Origin of the sequence: Amycolatopsis ruanii (assembly GCF_003385175.1) — a bacterium.
In the GTDB taxonomy this organism is placed as follows: domain Bacteria; phylum Actinomycetota; class Actinomycetes; order Mycobacteriales; family Pseudonocardiaceae; genus Amycolatopsis_E; species Amycolatopsis_E thermalba.
Genome location: NZ_PQHY01000108.1, coordinates 1 through 17,933, shown reverse-complemented (window position 1 = coordinate 17,933; position 17,933 = coordinate 1). Strand labels below are relative to the sequence as shown.

Below are 17,933 nucleotides of genomic sequence, written 5' to 3'. Positions count from 1 at the left end.
ACCGCGTTGACGACCTCAGCCTTCAATTCCGGCGAGTACTTTCTCGGTCTCCTTGCCATGAAACACTCCTCCGGGCTCCTCCGCCAGTCTACTTGGAAGACGTGTCCGGAGACCTCGGAGCACATCAAAAGAGTACCTTGACAACCCCTGATCGGCCGCAGAACCGGGCTGTGGATCGGGGAGCGGGGGAGGGCTGGGCGGCAGGTGGGTCACCTGCCGTTGCCGGGCGTCACAAACCGCCACCCGGCAACGCAAAGCACCAACCCCCACGAGCCACCCCTCTCCCGCAACCCGATCCCCAGCCAAATCGGTTGCCGAGCAGTCGGGTCAAGGTACTCTTTCCCGCCTTGACGCGACTTCTCGGCAACCGAACAATTGAAGATCGGGTTCGGGAGGGGCAGATCGGGGCGTAGCGAAGCGAAGCCGGCGCAGTTCAGCCACCCGCGTAGCGGCTACGAAACTTTCGACGGATGCGTAGCCAACGGCATCACCCGAATATCCATGTACGGGAACAACGGCAACCCCGACAACAGCTCGTGCAGCTCGTCGTTCGACCCCACGTCGAAGATCGAGATGTTCGAGTACTCACCCACGATGCGCCACAGGTGCGGCCACTTCCCCTCCCGTTGCAGCTGCTGGCTGTACGCCTTCTCCCGGGCGACGATGTCCGCCCGCACCGACGGGTCCATATCGGACGGCAACCGAACATCCATCCGGACGTGGAACAACATGGGTGAGTCCTCCAGAGACGATCAAGCGGGGTCGAGCACGAAACCGTAGGACACCGTCTCGCCGCCGTCGCCCGGTTTCGGGTCCAGCAGCAGCTCCGGCTTGACCGCCGAGGCGATGTCGTCCTCATTGTGCTCGTCGCCGGGGAAGTACAGCTGCGCGGTCAGCAGTTCGTGGCCCGGCGCGGACACCTTGACGTGCAGGTGCGCCGGGCGCCACGCGTGCCAGCCCGCGGCGGCGATGAGCTTGCCGCACGCGCCGTCGGTCGGGATCTGGTACGGCGCGGGCCGCACGGTGTGGATCTCGAACGAGCCGTCCTCCGCCACCGAGAAGGTGCCGCGCAGATTCCACTCCGGGATGCCCGGCGCGAACTGCGAGTACAGGCCGTCGGCGTCGGCGTGCCACAGCTCGACCTTCGCGTCCTTCAGCGGCGTACCATCGACCGAGGTGACCGTGCCGGTCCACACCAGCGGCGTGCCGCCCTCGTCCGCGCGCATCGGCACCGAGCCGCGCGAGCCCTGCTCGGGCGCGCCGGGCACGTAGTACGGGCCTTCGATCGTGCCCTTGTTGCCCTTGCGGTGCGCGGTGGCGACCTCCTCCACCACGTGCTCCACCCACACGTCCAGGAACAGCGGCCATTCGCCGTCCTCGCCGACCTGGATCAGCCACGCCTTCAGCGCGTTGTACTCGTCGTAGGTGACCTTGTGCTTGCGGATCGTCTCGTGCACCGCCGACAGCACCTCACGGGCGAGCGTCGACACCCGCTCCTTCGGGGTGCCGGCCACGGCGGCGAACTTGTCCGTCTTGAACCGCTGCGTGGCGCTGGCCCCCGATTCGGCGGCCGCGGGAGCGTGGTGGGTGGCGGTCATGGGATCCTCCTTGATTCCTTGATATCCGGGGAAGTTTCAGCGGTCCTGGCGGTAGCGGTCGAGCTTGGCCGGGTCGATCTCGATCCCGAGCCCGGCGCCGGGCCGGATGTGCAGCTCACCGTCGTGGATCTCCAGCGGTTCGGTGAGCAGGTCGTCGCTCATGTCGAGGAAGTTGGACAGCTCGCCCGCCCGCCGCGAGGTGAGCGCGTAGGACGCGCCGAACGCGACGGTGCACACCGAACCGATCTGGCCGTCGATCTGGTTGCCCATCACGACCTCCAGGCCCAGCCCCTCGGCGAGGTGGTGCACGCGCTGCGAGTGGGTGAAGCCGGTGCGCGCGGTCTTGATGCTGATCGCGGTGGCCGAGCCGGCCAGGATCTCGCGGGTCACGTCGGCCGGGGTGACGGCCGATTCGTCGGCGATGAACGGCACGTCCAGCTGCGACACCAGCCAGCGGCGGCCCAGCACGTCGTCGGCCGGGCACAGCTCCTCGGCGAACAGCAGGCCGAGGTCGGCCATCTCCTTCATCGCCACGGCCGACTCCGAGGCGGTCCAGCCCCGGTTGCCGTCCACGTACAACTCGACGTCGTCGCCCATGCCCTCGCGCAGGGCCCGCACCACGGCGGTGTCCAGGGAGACCGGGCGGCGCCCGACCTTGACCTTGAACGTGGTGATGCCGTGCTCGTCGCGCATGCGCTGGGCTTCGGCGACCATCGCCGACGGCTCGTCGAACCCGAGCATGTGCGACACGCGCATCCGGTCGGTGTAGCCGCCGAGCAGCTCGGTGACCTGCACGTCCAGGGTGCGGCCGAGCGCGTCCCACACGGCCATGTCGATGGCCGCCTTCGCGGCCGGGTTGCCGACCGTGCGCGCCAGGCGCGAGGCCATGGTCTCGCGTTCGAGCAGGGTCAGGCCGGTCACCTGCGGGGCGAAGATCTTCTCGATCACCGCGATGATCCCGGCCTGCGTCTCGCCGTAGGTGAACGGCCGCGGCGGCGCCTCGGCCACGCCGGTGATCCCGTCGTCGGTGTGCACCCGCACCAGCACGTGCTCGGCCACGTGCACCTCGCCGGAGGCGAACTTGAGCGGTTTGCGGTACGGGATGGCGAACGGGATCGCCTCCACGCGCGTGATCTTCATCGGCTGACCTCGGATGCTTGTGGTTGCGGAGCGAGGGCGGCCTCGAGGACGTCGAGGACCGACCGGACGAGCGGGGAGTCGTTGTCGCGGCGCCAGGCGAGGGCGAGTTCGACCGTGCCGGCGTCGGCGAGGTCGCGGAACACGACCACGGCGAGGGGCAGCGCGCGGGCCGACGCGGGCACCACCGCGACGCCGAGCCCGCCGGCGACCAGCGCCAGCAGCACCGCCGTGCCGGCCGCTTCGTGCTCGCGGCGCGGGCTGAACCCGGCGGCCTGGCAGCTGCGCATGACGGCGTCGTTGACCACGGAGTCCTTGCTGGCGTAGCTGATGAACCCCTCCGTGCGCAGGTCGGCCACCGACACCGCGGGCTCGACCGCGAGCCGGTGGTCGGCGGGCACGGCGAGGATCAGCGGCTCGACCTCCAGGGTGTGCAGCTCGATGTCCTCGCCCTGCGCGGGCGGGCGCAGCACGGCCAGGTCGAGGCCGCCGTTGCGGAGCCCGTCGCACTGGGCCGGGGTGAGCAGGTCCGCGTGCACCTCGACGGCCACCCCGGGCAGGTCCCGCTTGACCGCAGGGGCGATGCGCGGCAGGTGCGAGAACGCCGAGGTGCCGGTGAACCCGACCCGGACCAGGCCCAGGCGGCCGTCGGCGATGCGGCGCACGCCGCGGACGCTGTCCTCGACCGTGTCCAGCACCCGGCGCGCCTCGGCCAGCAGGAACTCACCCGCCGGGGTGAGCCGGACCTGCCGGGTGGTGCGGGTGAACAGGGGCGCGCCCAGCTCGGCCTCCAGCTGGCGGATCGCGTGCGACAGGGCCGGCTGCGCCATGTGCAGGCGCTCGGCGGCCTTCCCGAAGTGGCAGGTGTCGGCCACGGCGGTGAAGTACCGCAGATGACGCAGCTCCATCGCCGGCCTCCTTCCCGCTCCTCGTGGATTCATTCACCGTAGGTACGGATATTGAGTCAAGACAAGGAGCGATTCGGTCTGGATTGATCGATGCTATCGATTAATAGCACCCTGGGTCAGGACTAGGTAATCGCCCGGTGTGACTGGGGCCACGGGTTGTCATGGTCGGGGGAACACGCAGAGCCGAGCAGTGCCGCTGAGGCCGTTGGAGGTTTCCATGACCGAGACCGTGGACCACGTGTCGGCCGTCCTCGCCGACGCCGTCGTGGAGGACCGCGAGGCCGGAATCTACCGCGCGAACCGCCGGATCTTCACCGACGAGGAGATCTTCGAACTCGAGATGAAGCACATCTTCGAGGGCAACTGGATCTACCTCGCCCACGAGAGCCAGATCCCGAACCCGGGCGACTACTTCACCACCTACATCGGACGGCAGCCGGTGGTGATCACGCGCGACTCCGGCGGCGAGCTGCACTGCCTGATCAACGCCTGCGCGCACCGGGGCGCGATGATCTGCCGCCGCAAGACCGACAACCGGATGACCCTGACCTGCCCCTTTCACGGCTGGACCTTCCGCAACGACGGCAAGCTGCTCAAGGTCAAGGACCCCGACGGCGCCGGGTACCCGGCCTCGTTCAACACCGGCGGCTCGCACGACCTGAGCCGCGTGGCCCGCTTCGACAGCTACCGCGGATTCCTGTTCGGCAGCCTCAACGCCGACGTGCTGCCTCTGGAGGAGCACCTCGGGGACACCACGAAGATCATCGACATGCTGGTGGACCAGTCCCCGGAGGGGCTGGAGGTGCTGCGCGGCTCGTCCACCTACACCTTCGACGGCAACTGGAAGGTGCAGGCCGAAAACGGCGCCGACGGCTACCACGTCACCGCGACGCACTGGAACTACGCGGCCACCACCGCGCGGCGCAACACCGGTGAGTCCACGAACGACACCAAGACCCTCGACGCCGGCAGCTGGGGCAAGTCCGGCGGCGGCTACTGGTCCTTCCCGCACGGGCACCTGTGCCTGTGGACGTGGGCGGCCAACCCGCAGGACCGTCCACTGTGGAACCGGATGGACGAGCTGAAGGCGGAGTTCGGCGACGCCAAGGGCGAGTTCATGGTCAAGGGCTCCCGCAACCTGTGCCTGTACCCCAACGTCTACCTGATGGACCAGTTCTCCACGCAGATCCGGCACTTCCGGCCGATCGCGCCGGACAAGACCGAGGTGACGATCTACTGCATCGCGCCCAAGGGCGAGAGCGCCGACGCGCGCGCCTGGCGGATCCGACAGTACGAGGACTTCTTCAACGCCTCCGGCATGGCCACCCCGGACGACCTGGAGGAGTTCCGCTCCTGCCAGCTCACCTTCCGCGCCACCGCCGCGCCGTGGAACGACATGAGCCGCGGCGCCGAGCACTGGCTGACCGGCCCGGACGAGGTCGCGCTGGCCCTGGACATGAAGGGCGTCATCTCGGCGGGGCAGAAGAACGAGGACGAGGGGCTGTACCCGGTCCAGCACGGCTACTGGCGGGACACCCTGCGCAAGGCGATCGGAGCGGCGGAATGACCACCGGGATCAAGACCATCACCCAGACCGACATCGAGCAGTTCCTCTACCGCGAGGCGCGCTACCTCGACGACCGCGAGTTCGAGAAGTGGCTGGACTGCTACGCCGACGACGTCGTGTTCTGGATGCCCTCCTGGGGCGACGACGACCTGCTGACCGAGGACCCGCGGAGCCAGATCTCGCTCATCTACTACCCGAACAAGGGCGGGCTGGAGGACCGGGTGTTCCGGATCCGCACCGAGCGGTCCAGCGCCACGTCGATCCCGGAGCCGCGCACCAGCCACAACATCACCAACGTCGAGCTGATCGAGCGCCGCGGCGACATCGTGGACGTGCGCTTCAACTGGCACACCATGTACTTCCGCTACAAGACGGTCGACCCGTACTACGGCACGTCGTTCTACACGATCGACTTCTCCGGCGAATCCCCGCTGATCCGCCGCAAGACCGTCATCCTGAAGAACGACTACATCCACCACGTCGTCGACGTCTACCACATCTAGGACTGTCACGGGCTGGTTTGCGTGGCGGTGCGGGTGGCGGAACCTCAGACGCCCCCTCGCTGTGGGATCGCCTCCTCATGAATGCCAATTCATCACGTCGGCGCTGTCCTCGCGAGGGGACGTCTGAGAACCCGCGGCGGTGCCGGTTCACGGCCCACCACAAGCGGCTTCGCCGCTTCACCACCTCGCCCGAGCACCAGGAGTCACCATGGCTTTCCAGGTCGCACTGTCCTTCGAGGACGGTGTCACCCGCTTCATCAGGTGCGAGCCGGACCAGACGGTCGCCGACGCGTCCTACCGGCAGCGCATCAACATCCCGCTGGACTGCCGCGACGGGGCGTGCGGGACGTGCAAGGCGTTCTGCGAGTCCGGTGAGTACGACGGCGGCACCTACATCGACGACGCGTTGCCGGAGGACGAGGCCGCCCGCGGGTACGTGCTGCCGTGCAGCATGAAACCGAAGTCCGATTTGGTGCTGCAGATCGCCAGCACGTCGGCGGTGGCGAAGACCCAGGCGGCGACCTACCCGGCGACGCTCACCGCGCTGGAGCGGTTGTCGCCGACCACGGTCGCCCTCACGCTGGAGACGCCGGACCGCGACCAGCTGGCGTTCCTGCCCGGGCAGTACGTCAACATCGAGGTCCCCGGCACCGGTCAGACGCGCTCGTACTCGTTCAGCAACGCCCCGGACGACAAGCAGCTGACGTTCCTGGTGAAGCTCACGCCGGGCGGGGTCATGTCGGACTACCTCACCGAGCGGGCCGCGCCCGGGGACGAGCTGACCTTCACCGGCCCGCACGGCAGCTTCTTCCTGCGCGAGGCCGACCGGCCGGTGCTGCTGCTCGCGGGCGGCACCGGGCTGGCGCCGATCCTGTCGATCGTGCGGGCCCTGCGCGGCTCCGCCCGGCGGGCGCACCTGATCTACGGCGTCACCACCGACGACGACCTGGTCGAGATGGACACGCTCGCCGCGCTGGCCGCCGAGGTCGAGGGGCTCACCTGGGACTACTGCGTCGCCGACCCGGATTCGAGCGCCCCGAACAAGGGTTACGTGACCAGCCTGATCCGCGACGAGCACCTGCACGGCGGCGAGGTGGCGGTGTACCTGTGCGGCCCGCCGCCGATGGTCGAGGCGGTGCGCCGGCACTTCGCCGACACGGGCGTGGAACCGGCGGGCTTCTACTACGAGAAGTTCGCGTTGTCGGCCGCCGCGGTGGCGACCAAGGCCGATCCCGAGCCCGAGGCCGTCCCGGTCACCCCGGCTCCGGCCCGGCCGGCACCGGCCGCTCCGGTTTCGTCTGCCCCGGAACCGGTGGGGGCGAGCCGGGCCGTCGCCGGGCAGCGGATCTTCCCGCTCGCCGAGGTCGCGCCGCTCCACGGCGGCTCGCCTCGGCCCGCGGCCGAGGAGGCGGCCACGGCTCGTGCCATCGCCGGTCAGGTCATCTGGCCGGGACAGGGCACCGGCGGCGCCCTCGACCCCGGCGACTCCCCGCGACCCACCGCGTCCCGCACCATCGCGGGCCAGGAAATGCTGCCCCGGCAGGACATCACCCCCGCGTTCGAGGCGGGGGACCGGCACGCCGCGCGGCGGACGGAGTTCCTCAGCCCGGGCCGCTTCGCCGGCAAGGTCGTCGTGGTGACCGGCGCCGCGCAGGGCATCGGTGCGCGGGTCGCGCGGCGGATCAGCGCCGAGGGCGGCACGGTCGTCCTCGCCGACCGCGCGGACCTGGTGACCGCCGTCGCCGACGAGCTCAGCGGCGAAACCCTGCCGGTGCTCGCCGACCTGGAGACCTGGGCGGGCGCGCAGGCGGTGGCCGAGGCGGCGCTGGCCCGGTACGGCCGCATCGACGTGCTGGTCAACAACGTCGGCGGGGCCATCTGGTTCAAGCCGTTCACCGAGTTCACCCCGGCGCAGATCGACGCCGAGATCCGCCGGTCGCTGATGACCACGCTGTACTCGTGCCGCGCCGCGCTGCCGTCGATGGCCGCGCGGGGGCACGGCGTGATCGTCAACGTCTCCTCGGCCGCCACCCGGGGCATCCACCGCATCCCGTACTCGGCGGCCAAGGGCGGCATCAACGCCATCACGGCCTCGCTCGCGCTGGAGTACGCCGACGCGGGCATCCGGGTGGTCGCGACCGCGCCCGGCGGCACCGAAGCGCCGCCGCGCCGGATCAGCCGCGGCGGGTCGGCGCTGGAGACCGAGCAGGAGCGGGCCTGGTTCCAGGCGCACATCGACCAGACCGTGCAGTCGTCGCTGATGAAGCGCTACGGCACGCTCGACGAGCAGGCCGCCGCGATCGCGTTCCTGGCCTCCGACGAGGCCTCCTACATCACCGGCACCGTCCTGCCGGTGGCCGGGGGCGACCTCGGCTGACATCCCCGGCGGCCCCGCCCGGGGCCGCTGTTTCCTCCCCACACCCCACCCCGGGAGCCATCATGTCCGACACCGACGCAACGAAGCGCCGGCGCACCGTGTCCTGGGTGGTCGCCCTGTCGGCGATCGCCCTCGTCTTCGACGGGTACGACCTGGTCGTCTACGGCACCGTCCTGCCCACCCTGCTCGCCGACCCCAGCCAGCTCGGCCACATCAGCGCCGGCCAGGCCGGGGCACTGGGCAGCTACGCCCTGGTCGGCGTGCTCGTCGGCGCACTGGCCGCGGGCGCCCTCGGCGACTGGATCGGCCGCCGCAAGATCATGCTGATCAACCTGGCCTGGTTCTCGATCGGGATGGGGCTGACCGCCCTGACGCAGAACGTCACCGCGTTCGGCTTCGGCCGGTTCTTCACCGGCATCGGGGTCGGCGCGCTGGTCGCGACCGTCGGCGCTCTGGTGGCCGAGTTCGCGCCGGCCGGACGCCGCAACCGGCTCAACGCGATCGTCTACAGTGGAGTGCCCGCCGGTGGCGTGCTCGCCTCACTGCTGGCGATCGTGCTGGCCGACGACGTCGGGTGGCGCGGGCTGTTCTGGGTCGGCGCGCTGCCGATCGTGCTGGTCCTGCCGCTGGCGATCGTCAAGCTGCCGGAGTCGGCGAAGTGGCTGGCCGCCCGCGGCCGGGACGCCGAGGCGCGGGCGGTGTCGGAGCGCACCGGGGTCCCGCTGGTGCCGGAGCCGCCGGTGACCGACCGCGTCGGCTTCCCGGCGCTGGCGACCCGGGCCCTGGCCTGGCCGACCGCGCTGCTCGGGCTGATGAGCTTCGCCGGGCTGCTGCTGACCTACGGCCTGAACACGTGGTTGCCGAAGATCATGTCCGACAACGGGTACGGCACGAGCTACTCGCTGACCTTCCTGCTGATCCTCAACCTCGGCGCGATCATCGGCGGCCTGCTCGCCTCGCTGTGGGCGGACCGGGCGGGGGCGAAGCGGGTCGTGGTCACCACGTTCGTGCTCGCCGCGATCACGCTCGCGCTGCTGCCGCTGGACCTGCCGCTGGTCGCGCTGCTGCTCGCGGTGGCGGTGGCCGGGGTCGGCACGATCGGCACCCAGGTGCTGATCTACGGGCTGGTGTCCAACTACTACCCGACGCGGGCGCGCGCCGCCGGGGTGGCGTGGTGCGCCGGGTTCGGCCGGCTCGGCGGGATCGTGGGCCCGGTCGTCGGCGGCCTGCTGGTCGGCGCCGGTCTCGGCGGGACGACGGCGTTCTTCATCTTCGCCGGGGTGGCGCTCGCCGCGGCGCTGGTCACCGCCCTGGTGCCGCGGGCCGACCACGCCGGCGTTCCGGTGGCCGCGGTCGCGCCGGAGCCCGCCTAGAGTGACCATGTGGTCCACCGTCGCCCGCAGCTGATCGCCCGCGCCGCCGCGCTCGCCGCACTGGGCAGCGCGACGGCGCCGGCGTTCGTGCTGGTCACCGGCCCGGCCGGGGTGGGACGGTCCGCGCTGGCCGACGAGTTCGCCGCCCGGCACGACGGGCCGGTGCGGCGCGCGGCCGGGGCGCCGTGGGAGACCGGCCGCGCCGGGGGAGTGCTGGCCCAGCTCGGTGGCGCCGACGGGGTGGCCATTGTGGACGATGCGCAGTGGGCGGACCTGGAGTCCTTGCGCACGCTGGTCTCCGCCGTCCGGCACGACCACGATGGCCGGCTGCTCGTGGTCGCCACGTGCGTGAGCGGCGACCACCACGTGCCCGCGGCGGCGCTGGAACTGCTGCACCGCGCCGCGACCACGACCGTGCGCCTGGAGCCGCTCACCGCGTGCGAGGTCGGCGACCTGGCCGCGGCGCACGGCGTGCTGCTGCACCCGTCGATGGCCGAGCGGCTGTGGCGGCACACCGGCGGCATCCCGCGCCACGTCGTGCAGCTGCTCGGCGAGGTGCCGGCCGCGACGTGGGCCCGGTTCGACCCGGACCTGCCCGCGCCCGCCGCGGTCGCCGCGCGGGTGTGCGAGGCCCTGGAGTCGTGCTCGCCCGCGGCGCGGCGGCTGGTCGAGGCGATCGCGGTGCTCGGGCCGGGCACCGCGGTGCGGGACGCCGCGTCGCTGGCCGGGGCCGGCGGCGACGTGCTGCCGCTGCTCGACGAGGCGTGTGCCGCGGGACTGGCCGAGTTCGCCCCGCACGGCCTCACCGAAGCCGGCCCGCCGGACCCGATGGTGCGCGCCGCCGTGCTCGCCGCGATGGGCCCGGCCGCCGCCGCGGACGCGCACCGCCGGGCCGCCGACCTCATCGAGGACCCGGTGCGCCGCATGCACCTGCTGGTCGCCGCGTCCCCGGTGCCGGACGCGGCGGTCGCCGACCGGCTCGACGAGCTGGCCGCCGAACGCGCCGCCGAGGGCGCGTGGGGCGTGGCGGCCTCGTTGCTGTCCGACGCCAGCCGCCTCACCGACGACCGGCTGAAGCGGGAAAGCCGCCTCACCCGCGCGGTGGACGCGTTGATCGGCGCCGGGGACGCGTTCGCCGCGGCCGCGCTGGTCCCGGAGGTGGAGAGCCTGCGGGAGACGCCGCTGCGCAACGCCGTCCTGGGGTACCTGGCGATCGTGCGCGGCCGCGCCGCCGAGGCGGAAACGCGGCTGGGCCGGGCCTGGGACCTGGTCAACTCCGGACGCGAGCCGGACGTCGCGGCGCTGATCTGCCAGCGCTACGTGCTGCACTCGCTGGCGCGGTGCCGCGCCGAGGACCTGGTGCGGTGGGCGGACCGGGCGATCTCGCTGGTGCCCGCGGACGCCCCGGCCGCGGTCGAGGCGGCGGCGATCCGCGGGCTGGGCCTGGCCGGCAGCGGCCGCGCGGACGAGGCGCTGGCCGGGTACGCCGAGCTGGCCGGACGGGTGCAGCACGGCGCGCAGGCGCAGCGGATCCAGATGGGCCGCGGCTGGCTGAACCTGATGGTCGACGCGCTCGACGAGGCGCGGGTGGACCTGGAGATCTCGGTGCCCACGACGTTCCTCGGCGGCTCGACCCGGATCTCGCTGTGGGCGCGCGGGTGGCTGGCGCGGGCGCAGTTCCTGGCGGGGGAGTGGGACGAGGCGCTGCGCACGGTCGCGGAGGCCGAGCCGCTGCTGGACCGGTCCGGGATCGTGCTGGCCGGGCCGCTGCTGGCGTGGACGGCGGTGGCGGTGCACGCGTTGCGGGGCGACTGGGAGCGCGCCGAGGAGGCGTTGCGCCGGGCCGACGCCGGGCCGCAGGACTACGAGATCATGCGGGTGCCGTCGTGCCTGGCGCGGGCGCACGTCGCGGAGGCGCGCGCGGACTCGGCCGGGGTGCTGCGGGCGTTGCGGCCGCTGACGATGCCGTGGGCGGGCGGCAGCATCGACGAGCCGGGGCTGTGGCCGTGGGCGGACATGTACGCGCACGCGCTGGTGCTGGCGGGCAAGACCGCGGAGGCCGGCGCGTTCCTCGAACCGCACGAACGCCTCGCCGCCGACCGCGGGCGGGTCTCGGCCCGGGCCCGCCTCGCCGCGGCGCGCGGGCGGCTGCTCGGCACGCGGGGTGACGTGGCGGGGGCGCGGGCGGCGTTCGGCGAGGCGCTGGAGTTGCTGGAGGACCTGCCGCTGCGCTACGACCTGGCGCGGGTGAACTTCGCCTACGGGCAGATCCTGCGGCGGGCCGGCAAGCGCCGCGAGGCCGACACGGTGATCAGCACCGCGCGGGACGCGTTCACCGCGCTGGGCGCGGCGACGTACGTGGCCCGCTGCGACCGCGAGCTGAAGGCCGGCGGGGTGCACGTCCCGCGCGGCCGGGGGTTCGACGAGCTGACCCCGCAGGAAGAGGCGGTGTCGCAGCTGGTCGCGAGTGGACTGTCCAACCGGGAGGTGGCGGCCGAGCTGTTCCTGTCCACGAAGACGGTGCAGTACCACCTGACCCGGATCTACGCCAAGCTCGGCATCCGCTCGCGCGCGGAGCTGGCCGCCCGGCGCCGGTCATGAGCGGAAGTCACCGCGCTCCAGCAGGGCCGACACGGCGAGCCCGGCGACCAGGCCCCAGAACGCGGCGCTGATGTTCAGCGGCTGCACGCCGGACACGGTCACCAGGAAGGCCACCAGGGCGCCGAGCGTGAACTTCGTGCGGAAGGCCGTCACGAACGCGCTCTGCAGTGCCCGCAGCATCGCCAGCCCGCCCAGCACCGCGATGAACGCGGGTGGCGTCGCCAGCATCAGGCGCACGAACGCCGGCGCGAACAGGCCCGTCACCACCGCTCCCGCACCGCACACGAGGCCCGCCGTGTACTGGCGTTCGCGCTCGCCCGAGGCGACCAGCAGCGCGTTCGTCGGCCCGGTCAGGCAGGTGGACACCGCGCCCACCGCCGCGGCCGGCAGCGACCACAGTCCACACAGGACGGTCACCACGTTGGTCGGCGGCTCGTGCCCGGCCTGCTTCAGCACCGCCACGCCCTGGCCGTTCTGCACCACCAGCACGGTCACCGCCAGCGGCACGACCAGCTCCAGCAACGCGGTCCAGGTGAACCGGGGCGCCTGCAGCAACGGCTCGGCCAGCCAGCCGGAACCGGCCGGGGCGAACCGGCCCGACACCGCCACCGCGACCGCGCCCGCCAGCAGCGCCCCCAGGATCGGCGGCAGCCGCCGACCGGCCGCCGGCAGCGCGCTGAGCAGCACGAACACCACGACCATCGGGACCGCGACGCCCGGGTCCAGGCCGAGCGCGGTCACCAGGTCGAGCCCGAACTCCAGGAACACCCCGGCCACCATCGCCATCACGATCGGCATCGGCAGCGCGGCCATCACCGCGCGCACCCAGCCGGTCAGGCCGATCCCCAGGATCAGCAGCGCCGTCACCACGAACGCGCCCAGCACCTCGGCCCAGGTCAGGTGGTTCAGCGATCCGCCGACGACGACCGTGCCGGGGATCGTCCAGAAGAACGCGAGCGGCCGCCGGTACAGCCACGACGCGAGCACCGTGAGGATGCCGTTGAGGAAGAAGACCCCGAAGATCCAGGACGCCAGCTGCGCCGGGGTCAGCCCGCCCTGCACCCCGACGGCGAGGATGACCGCGATCGGCCCGGTCGCGGAGAACACCAGGCCGATCACGCCGTTGGTCAGCGTGGTGCCGGTGAGGTCCCGGCGCACCCGCCGCGGCCCGGCAACCGGTTTCGGCGGTCGCTCGAACCGCGGCGCGCGGGTCTCCTCGTCGAGGCTCATGTACGCATGTTGAACGTGGCGATCGCGATGCGTACACCGGGTTGTGGCGGGTGCCACAGGGTCAGCGGTCGAACACGTCCTTCGCCGCGTCCTTGACCTTCTCGCCCGCCTGCTTGACGTCGGCCTTGCCCTGCTCGCCCTTGCCTTCGGCCTCCCACTGCTCGTTGCCGGTGGCCTTGCCGAGCCCTTCCTTCGCCTTGCCCTTGAGCTCTTCCGCCTTGTTCCGGGCCTTGTCTTCGCCGCTCATCTCGGGTCCTTCCGGTCGGTGAGCGCTCCGGGTACCCCAGTGGATGATCCTTACCCGGCCAGGGCGGACGGTGGGGCTCAGCAACAGGAGCGCGGGCGGGTCGTGATGGGGCTGGGCGCGGCCGCGCTGCCGGTGCTCTCGATCATCGCCGTCACAGGTTGATGCCCGCGGACAAGCGCGGGCCCAGGACGAGGGTGCGGTGAAGCCGGCGACCTGCGCCTGGGTCACGCCGAACAGCACCAGCCCGGCCCCGAGGCCGAGGAAGATGCCACCCGGCAGGTCGAACCGGGCCACGCCCGCCGGGGACTCGCCGGGCAGCACGCGCCACGCCGCGGGCAGCAGCACCAGCGCGACCACGAGCATGAGCCAGAACAGCGCGGGCCAGCCGAGGAACTGGCCGATCCCGCCGCCGATGGCCGGACCGGCGGCGGTGCCGATACCCGCCGCCGCCTCGCCGACCGCCTCGGCACCCGGCCGCTGGTGCTGGCGGGTCTCACGGCGATGGCGCTGTTCGCCCTGTTCCTGTCGAGCTTCGCGACGGCAGCGTCGGTGATCCCCGCGGGCGTCGGGATCCCCGGGCTCAGCGTCGGGTTCATCTTCGTCGCCACCCCGATCATCAGCGCCGCGACGCGGGAGACGACATCGTCGCCGGGGATGACGACGGTCGGGTTCCAGGCCGACGTGTCGACCGGCTGCGACGCGTTCCTGGCCATGGCCGTGGTCGCCGTCCTCGCGTTGATCGTCGTGTTCCGGATGCGCCCCGCCGCCTCGGTCCGCGGCGGTCAGTCCAGCCCGTCGCGGTCGGCCCAGTCCAGCAGCGTCTCCAGCGAGTAGGCGGTGTCGTCGATGCCGGCGTGCAGGTCGCCGAGCTTGGCGAACCTCGCGGGGACCGTCGCGATCGTGCAGTCGCCCGGTTCGACGTCGTCGATCTCGTCCCACCGGATCGGCGTCGACACCGTCGCCTCGGGCACGCCGCGCACCGAGTACGCGCTCGCGATCGTGTGGTCGCGCGCGTTCTGGTTGTAGTCCACGAACACCAGCGCCGGGTCGCGGTCCTTGCGCCACCACGTCGTGGTCACGTCGTCGGGGGCGCGGCGCTCCACCTCGCGCGCGAACGCCAGCGCCGCCCGGCGCACCTCGCTGAACCCCCACCGCGGCTCGATCCGCACGTAGATGTGCAGGCCGCTGCCCCCGGAGGTCTTCGGCCAGCCCACGGCGCCCAGCTCGTCGAGCACCTCGTGCGCGACGTGCGCCACCCGCCGCACCCGCCCGAAATCGGCCTCCGGGCCGGGGTCGAGGTCGATGCGCCACTCGTCGGGCTTCTCGGTGTCCGCGCGCCGCGAGTTCCAGGGGTGGAATTCCACGGTACTCATCTGCACCGCCCAGATCACGTGGGCCAGCTCGGTGACGCACAGCTCGTCGGCGTGCCGGTCGTAGCGCGGGAAGTGCACGCGCACCGTCTCCAGCCACGGCGGCGCCCCGGCCGGCACCCGCTTCTGGTGCACCTTGTCGCCGCTGACCCCGGACGGGAACCGGTGCAGCATGCACGGCCGCTCCCGCAGCGCGCGCACGATCCCCTCGCCCACGGCCAGGTAGTACCGCGCCAGGTCGAGCTTCGTCTCGCCCCGCGCCGGGAAGTAGACCCGCTGCGGGTTCGAGATCCGCACCGTGTGGTTCCCGGCCTCCAGCTCCACCGCCTCGCCCTTGGCCATGGACCGAACCTAGCGCGAAAACCGCCCCGTCGCGGGGTGCCGGGCGGACCCGGCACCCCGCGACGGCGTCAGGGCGCGATCTCCTCCAGCGTGCGGCCGCGGGTCTCCTCCGCGAACACCGCGGCCACGATCGCACCCACCAGCGTGATACCGCTGATCAGCAGGAACACCGAACCCAGCGCGGTGCCGCCGGCGTAGACCGCGCCGACCAGGATCGGCCCGAGGATCAGGCCCAGCCGGTTCATCACCCCGCCCAGGCTGCAGCCCAGCGCGCGGCTGCGCGTCGGGTACAGCTCGGGCGTGTACAGGTACAGGCTGATGTTCACGGCGAAGTTGAACACCGCCGCCAGCGACGACCACACCAGCAGCTGCACCGGCGACCCGGCGCCGAGCGCGCCCAGCACCACCAGCATCGCGGTGGTCGCGCCGAGACCGGCGGCCAGCACCATCCGCCGCCCGATCCGGTCGATCACCAGCGCCGCCAGCACGCAGCCGGCCAGACCGGCGGCCGAGGTCGCGGTGCTGTACCAGAGCGCCTGGCCCAGCGGCAGGTGGAACACACCGCGGTAGATCGTCGGCAGCCAGGACGTGATGCCGTAGTTGGCGAGGTAGCCGACGAACCAGATCGTCCACACCGTCAGCGTGCGACGCCGGTAGCGTCCGGCGAACAGGTCGCGCAGGGCGTTGCCGCGCTGCTGCGGGGCGGTCACCGGCACCGCGGCGGCCGGCGCGGGCAGCGGCTCACCGGTCGCGCGCTGGACCTTCGCCTCCATCGTCGCCATCGCCGCGGCCGCCCGGTCGTACTTGCCGCGCGAGGCGAGCCAGCGCGGCGACTCCGGCACCTTCTTCAGGATCACGAACGCCATCAGGCCGGGCACGGCGGCCAGCAGGTACAGCGAGCGCCAGCCCCACAGCGGGATCAGCCACGCCGCGACCAGCGCGCTCACCGCCAGGCCCGCCGGGAACACCACCTCGTAGAGCAGCACGAACCGGCCGCGCTTGTGGGCGCGGGTGATCTCGCTGATGTAGGCCGCGGCGGTGGGCACCTCGCCGCCGATCGCGAGCCCCTGCACGAACCGCAGGACGAGGAACGGGGTGAGCGAGTCGCAGGCGGCCATGCCGGCGCTGCACAGGGCGCTGACCGCGACGCAGATCGCGATCACCTTGACGCGGCCGATCCGGTCGGCGGCCCAGCCGGAGACCAGCGCGCCGAGCAGCATCCCGATCGAGCCGATGGTCAGCGCCGCGGTGCTGGTGGCCGCCGACAGGCCCCACTCGCGGGAGAGCACCGGCAGCGTGTAGGCGATCAGCAGCTGGTCGAACGCCTCGAAGAAGGTCACGATGCCGATCAGCAGGCGAACGCTGATCTGCCAGCGCGACATCGGCAGCCGTTCCAGCCGGGCCGCGATGTCACCCTGCGTCATTGCGGGTGTGGCGTCGATGCTCATTCGGTCTCCTCGTCGGGCAATAGTGTGCGGGCTGAATCGAGGAATCGCACTGCTTCGTCCCAGGTGTCGTCTTCGTCACGCAGGGACAGCCAGGACTCGCCCAGGTTCGCGGCGAGCACCGGCAGCTCGGGGAGACCGGGCCAGGGACCTTCGCGCGGCTCGACGCCCACCGCGGGCAGGCCGTGCGTGGTGGCGGCCCACGCGGCGAGGTGGGCGCCCTGGCCGAGCCCGGTGAACGCGGTGGGCGGGACTTGCGCGCGCCGCCGCAGGTGGTCGAGCACGCCGGCGACGTCGGCGGCGAGGTCCTCCGGTTCGAGGGCGGCGAAGTTGCCGCGCGGGTAGACCCGTCCGCCGGTGTCGTAGTAGAGCAGCGGGGCCACGGCGAGGTACCCGCACTCGGCGAGCGCGCGGCACGCGGCCTCGGCTCCGGCGGTGAGCCCGCGCTCGTCGTGCAGGACGATCACGGCGGCGCGTACGTCGGCGACGGGGTAGCGCACGAGCAGCGGCGCGGCCGTCTTGAGGATGCGGCGCCGCCGGTTGGCGGGGGCGTGTCCGTGGTGGTGGCTGGTCGCCGGGGTGGTCATCAGTCCTCCCGGGGGACGGGCACCGGCGGGACGAACGGGCGCGGCGCCGGGTCCAGCGCCGTCACGTCGACCTCGATCACGGACGGGCCGTGCTGCGCGACCGCCTTCTCCAGGGCCTCCCCGAACAGCGACGGCTTGCTCACCAGCTGGTACGGCAGGTCCAGCGACTGCGCCAGCCGCGAGAAGTCCGGGGTGTAGAGGTCCACCCCGGCCCGCGCGCCGCCGTGGTGGTCCTGCATGTTGCGCAGCACCCCGTACCCGCCGTCGTTGAACACGACCAGCACCAGCCACGGCTTCTCCTGCGCCAGCGTGCCCAGCTCGCCCAGGTGCACGGCCAGCCCGCCGTCGCCCACCATCACCAGCGTGGGTGCGTCGCGGCCGGCCAGCGCCGCGCCGATGCCGGTCGCCAGGCCCTGCCCGATCCCGCCGCCGACCGGGAACAGGTTGGTGCGCGGGTCGGCGATCTCCAGCAGCCGGTTGCCCCACTGGCTCGACGGGATCGTCACGTCCCGCGCGATCACCGACTCCCGCGGCAGCCCCGCGCGCATCGCGTCACAGATCTCGGCGTACGGGCCGATCGCCTCACGCAGCCGCGACCGCACGGCGGCCCGCGTCGCCACCGCCCGCCCCCGCCACGCCGGATCACCC

General features: G+C 72.4%; 16 protein-coding genes. 6 read left to right on the top strand and 10 right to left on the bottom strand.

Annotated elements, in window-relative coordinates:
* Positions 1-452: 452 nt before the first annotated feature.
* Genes catC through D0D28_RS33015 form a run of 4 tightly spaced genes read right to left on the bottom strand, consistent with a single transcriptional unit; the run spans position 453 to position 3,643 of the window.
* A complete protein-coding gene (gene catC, locus D0D28_RS33030; RefSeq protein ID WP_116115052.1) occupies positions 453-731 on the bottom strand; it encodes a muconolactone Delta-isomerase in 279 nt (92 codons plus the stop codon).
* Between the two features lie 21 nt (positions 732-752).
* Positions 753-1,598, bottom strand: a complete 846-nt coding sequence (catA, locus tag D0D28_RS33025; RefSeq protein WP_094005264.1) for a catechol 1,2-dioxygenase — start codon at positions 1,596-1,598, stop codon at positions 753-755.
* A gap of 36 nt (positions 1,599-1,634) precedes the next feature.
* Positions 1,635-2,738 carry a mandelate racemase/muconate lactonizing enzyme family protein gene (locus D0D28_RS33020; RefSeq protein ID WP_116115050.1) on the bottom strand — a complete coding sequence of 368 codons (1,104 nt, stop codon included), beginning with the start codon at positions 2,736-2,738 and terminating at the stop codon, positions 1,635-1,637.
* On the bottom strand, positions 2,735-3,643 hold the full coding sequence (locus D0D28_RS33015) for a LysR substrate-binding domain-containing protein (RefSeq protein WP_116115048.1): 909 nt from the start codon (positions 3,641-3,643) through the stop codon (positions 2,735-2,737). Before D0D28_RS33015 ends, D0D28_RS33020 begins: the two co-directional genes overlap by 4 nt.
* Before the next feature lie 217 nt (positions 3,644-3,860).
* Between D0D28_RS33015 and benA the strand changes: the two genes are divergently transcribed.
* The 5 genes from benA (at position 3,861) to D0D28_RS32990 (ending at position 12,064) form a co-directional block, all read left to right on the top strand.
* Positions 3,861-5,210 (top strand): benzoate 1,2-dioxygenase large subunit, encoded by a 1,350-nt coding sequence (gene benA, locus D0D28_RS33010; RefSeq protein ID WP_116115046.1) that lies wholly within the window; start codon positions 3,861-3,863, stop codon positions 5,208-5,210.
* Positions 5,207-5,713 carry a benzoate 1,2-dioxygenase small subunit gene (gene benB / locus D0D28_RS33005; RefSeq protein WP_094005260.1) on the top strand — a complete coding sequence of 169 codons (507 nt, stop codon included), beginning with the start codon at positions 5,207-5,209 and terminating at the stop codon, positions 5,711-5,713. The genes benA and benB overlap by 4 nt, the downstream gene beginning before the upstream one ends.
* A gap of 208 nt (positions 5,714-5,921) precedes the next feature.
* Positions 5,922-8,090, top strand: coding sequence for a benzoate 1,2-dioxygenase electron transfer component BenC (benC, locus tag D0D28_RS37440; RefSeq protein ID WP_116115044.1), 2,169 nt, complete (start codon positions 5,922-5,924; stop codon positions 8,088-8,090).
* Positions 8,091-8,152: 62 nt separating this feature from the next.
* Positions 8,153-9,463, top strand: a complete 1,311-nt coding sequence (locus tag D0D28_RS32995; protein WP_116115042.1) for an MFS transporter — start codon at positions 8,153-8,155, stop codon at positions 9,461-9,463.
* Between the two features lie 9 nt (positions 9,464-9,472).
* A complete protein-coding gene (locus D0D28_RS32990) occupies positions 9,473-12,064 on the top strand; it encodes a LuxR family transcriptional regulator (RefSeq protein ID WP_116115040.1) in 2,592 nt (863 codons plus the stop codon).
* Here D0D28_RS32990 and D0D28_RS32985 read toward each other — a convergent pair.
* Together D0D28_RS32985 and D0D28_RS32980 are read right to left on the bottom strand one after the other, a co-directional pair.
* Positions 12,059-13,294, bottom strand: coding sequence for a benzoate/H(+) symporter BenE family transporter (locus D0D28_RS32985; RefSeq protein WP_116115038.1), 1,236 nt, complete (start codon positions 13,292-13,294; stop codon positions 12,059-12,061). The genes D0D28_RS32990 and D0D28_RS32985 overlap by 6 nt on opposite strands.
* 61 nt (positions 13,295-13,355) lie before the next feature.
* Positions 13,356-13,541, bottom strand: coding sequence for a CsbD family protein (locus D0D28_RS32980; RefSeq protein ID WP_116115054.1), 186 nt, complete (start codon positions 13,539-13,541; stop codon positions 13,356-13,358).
* Positions 13,542-14,021: 480 nt separating this feature from the next.
* On the opposite strand from D0D28_RS32980, the gene D0D28_RS36395 reads away from it, so the two are divergent.
* Complete coding sequence (locus tag D0D28_RS36395; RefSeq protein ID WP_205413425.1) at positions 14,022-14,375, top strand: hypothetical protein; 354 nt, start codon at positions 14,022-14,024, stop codon at positions 14,373-14,375.
* Here the strand turns inward: D0D28_RS36395 and ligD are convergent.
* The 4 genes from ligD to D0D28_RS32945 form a co-directional block, all read right to left on the bottom strand.
* Positions 14,324-15,253, bottom strand: a complete 930-nt coding sequence (gene ligD, locus D0D28_RS32960) for a non-homologous end-joining DNA ligase (protein WP_116115036.1) — start codon at positions 15,251-15,253, stop codon at positions 14,324-14,326. The two genes, D0D28_RS36395 and ligD, sit on opposite strands and share 52 nt — an antisense overlap.
* 68 nt (positions 15,254-15,321) lie before the next feature.
* Entirely contained in the window at positions 15,322-16,701 is a 1,380-nt protein-coding gene (locus D0D28_RS32955; RefSeq protein ID WP_167481524.1) for an MFS transporter, read from the bottom strand.
* A complete protein-coding gene (locus D0D28_RS32950) occupies positions 16,698-17,285 on the bottom strand; it encodes a dienelactone hydrolase family protein (protein WP_116115034.1) in 588 nt (195 codons plus the stop codon). Before D0D28_RS32950 ends, D0D28_RS32955 begins: the two co-directional genes overlap by 4 nt.
* Positions 17,285-17,933: thiamine pyrophosphate-dependent enzyme (locus D0D28_RS32945; protein ID WP_240323447.1), on the bottom strand; the 649-nt coding region annotated here is incomplete at its 5' end. The genes D0D28_RS32945 and D0D28_RS32950, both read right to left, overlap by 1 nt.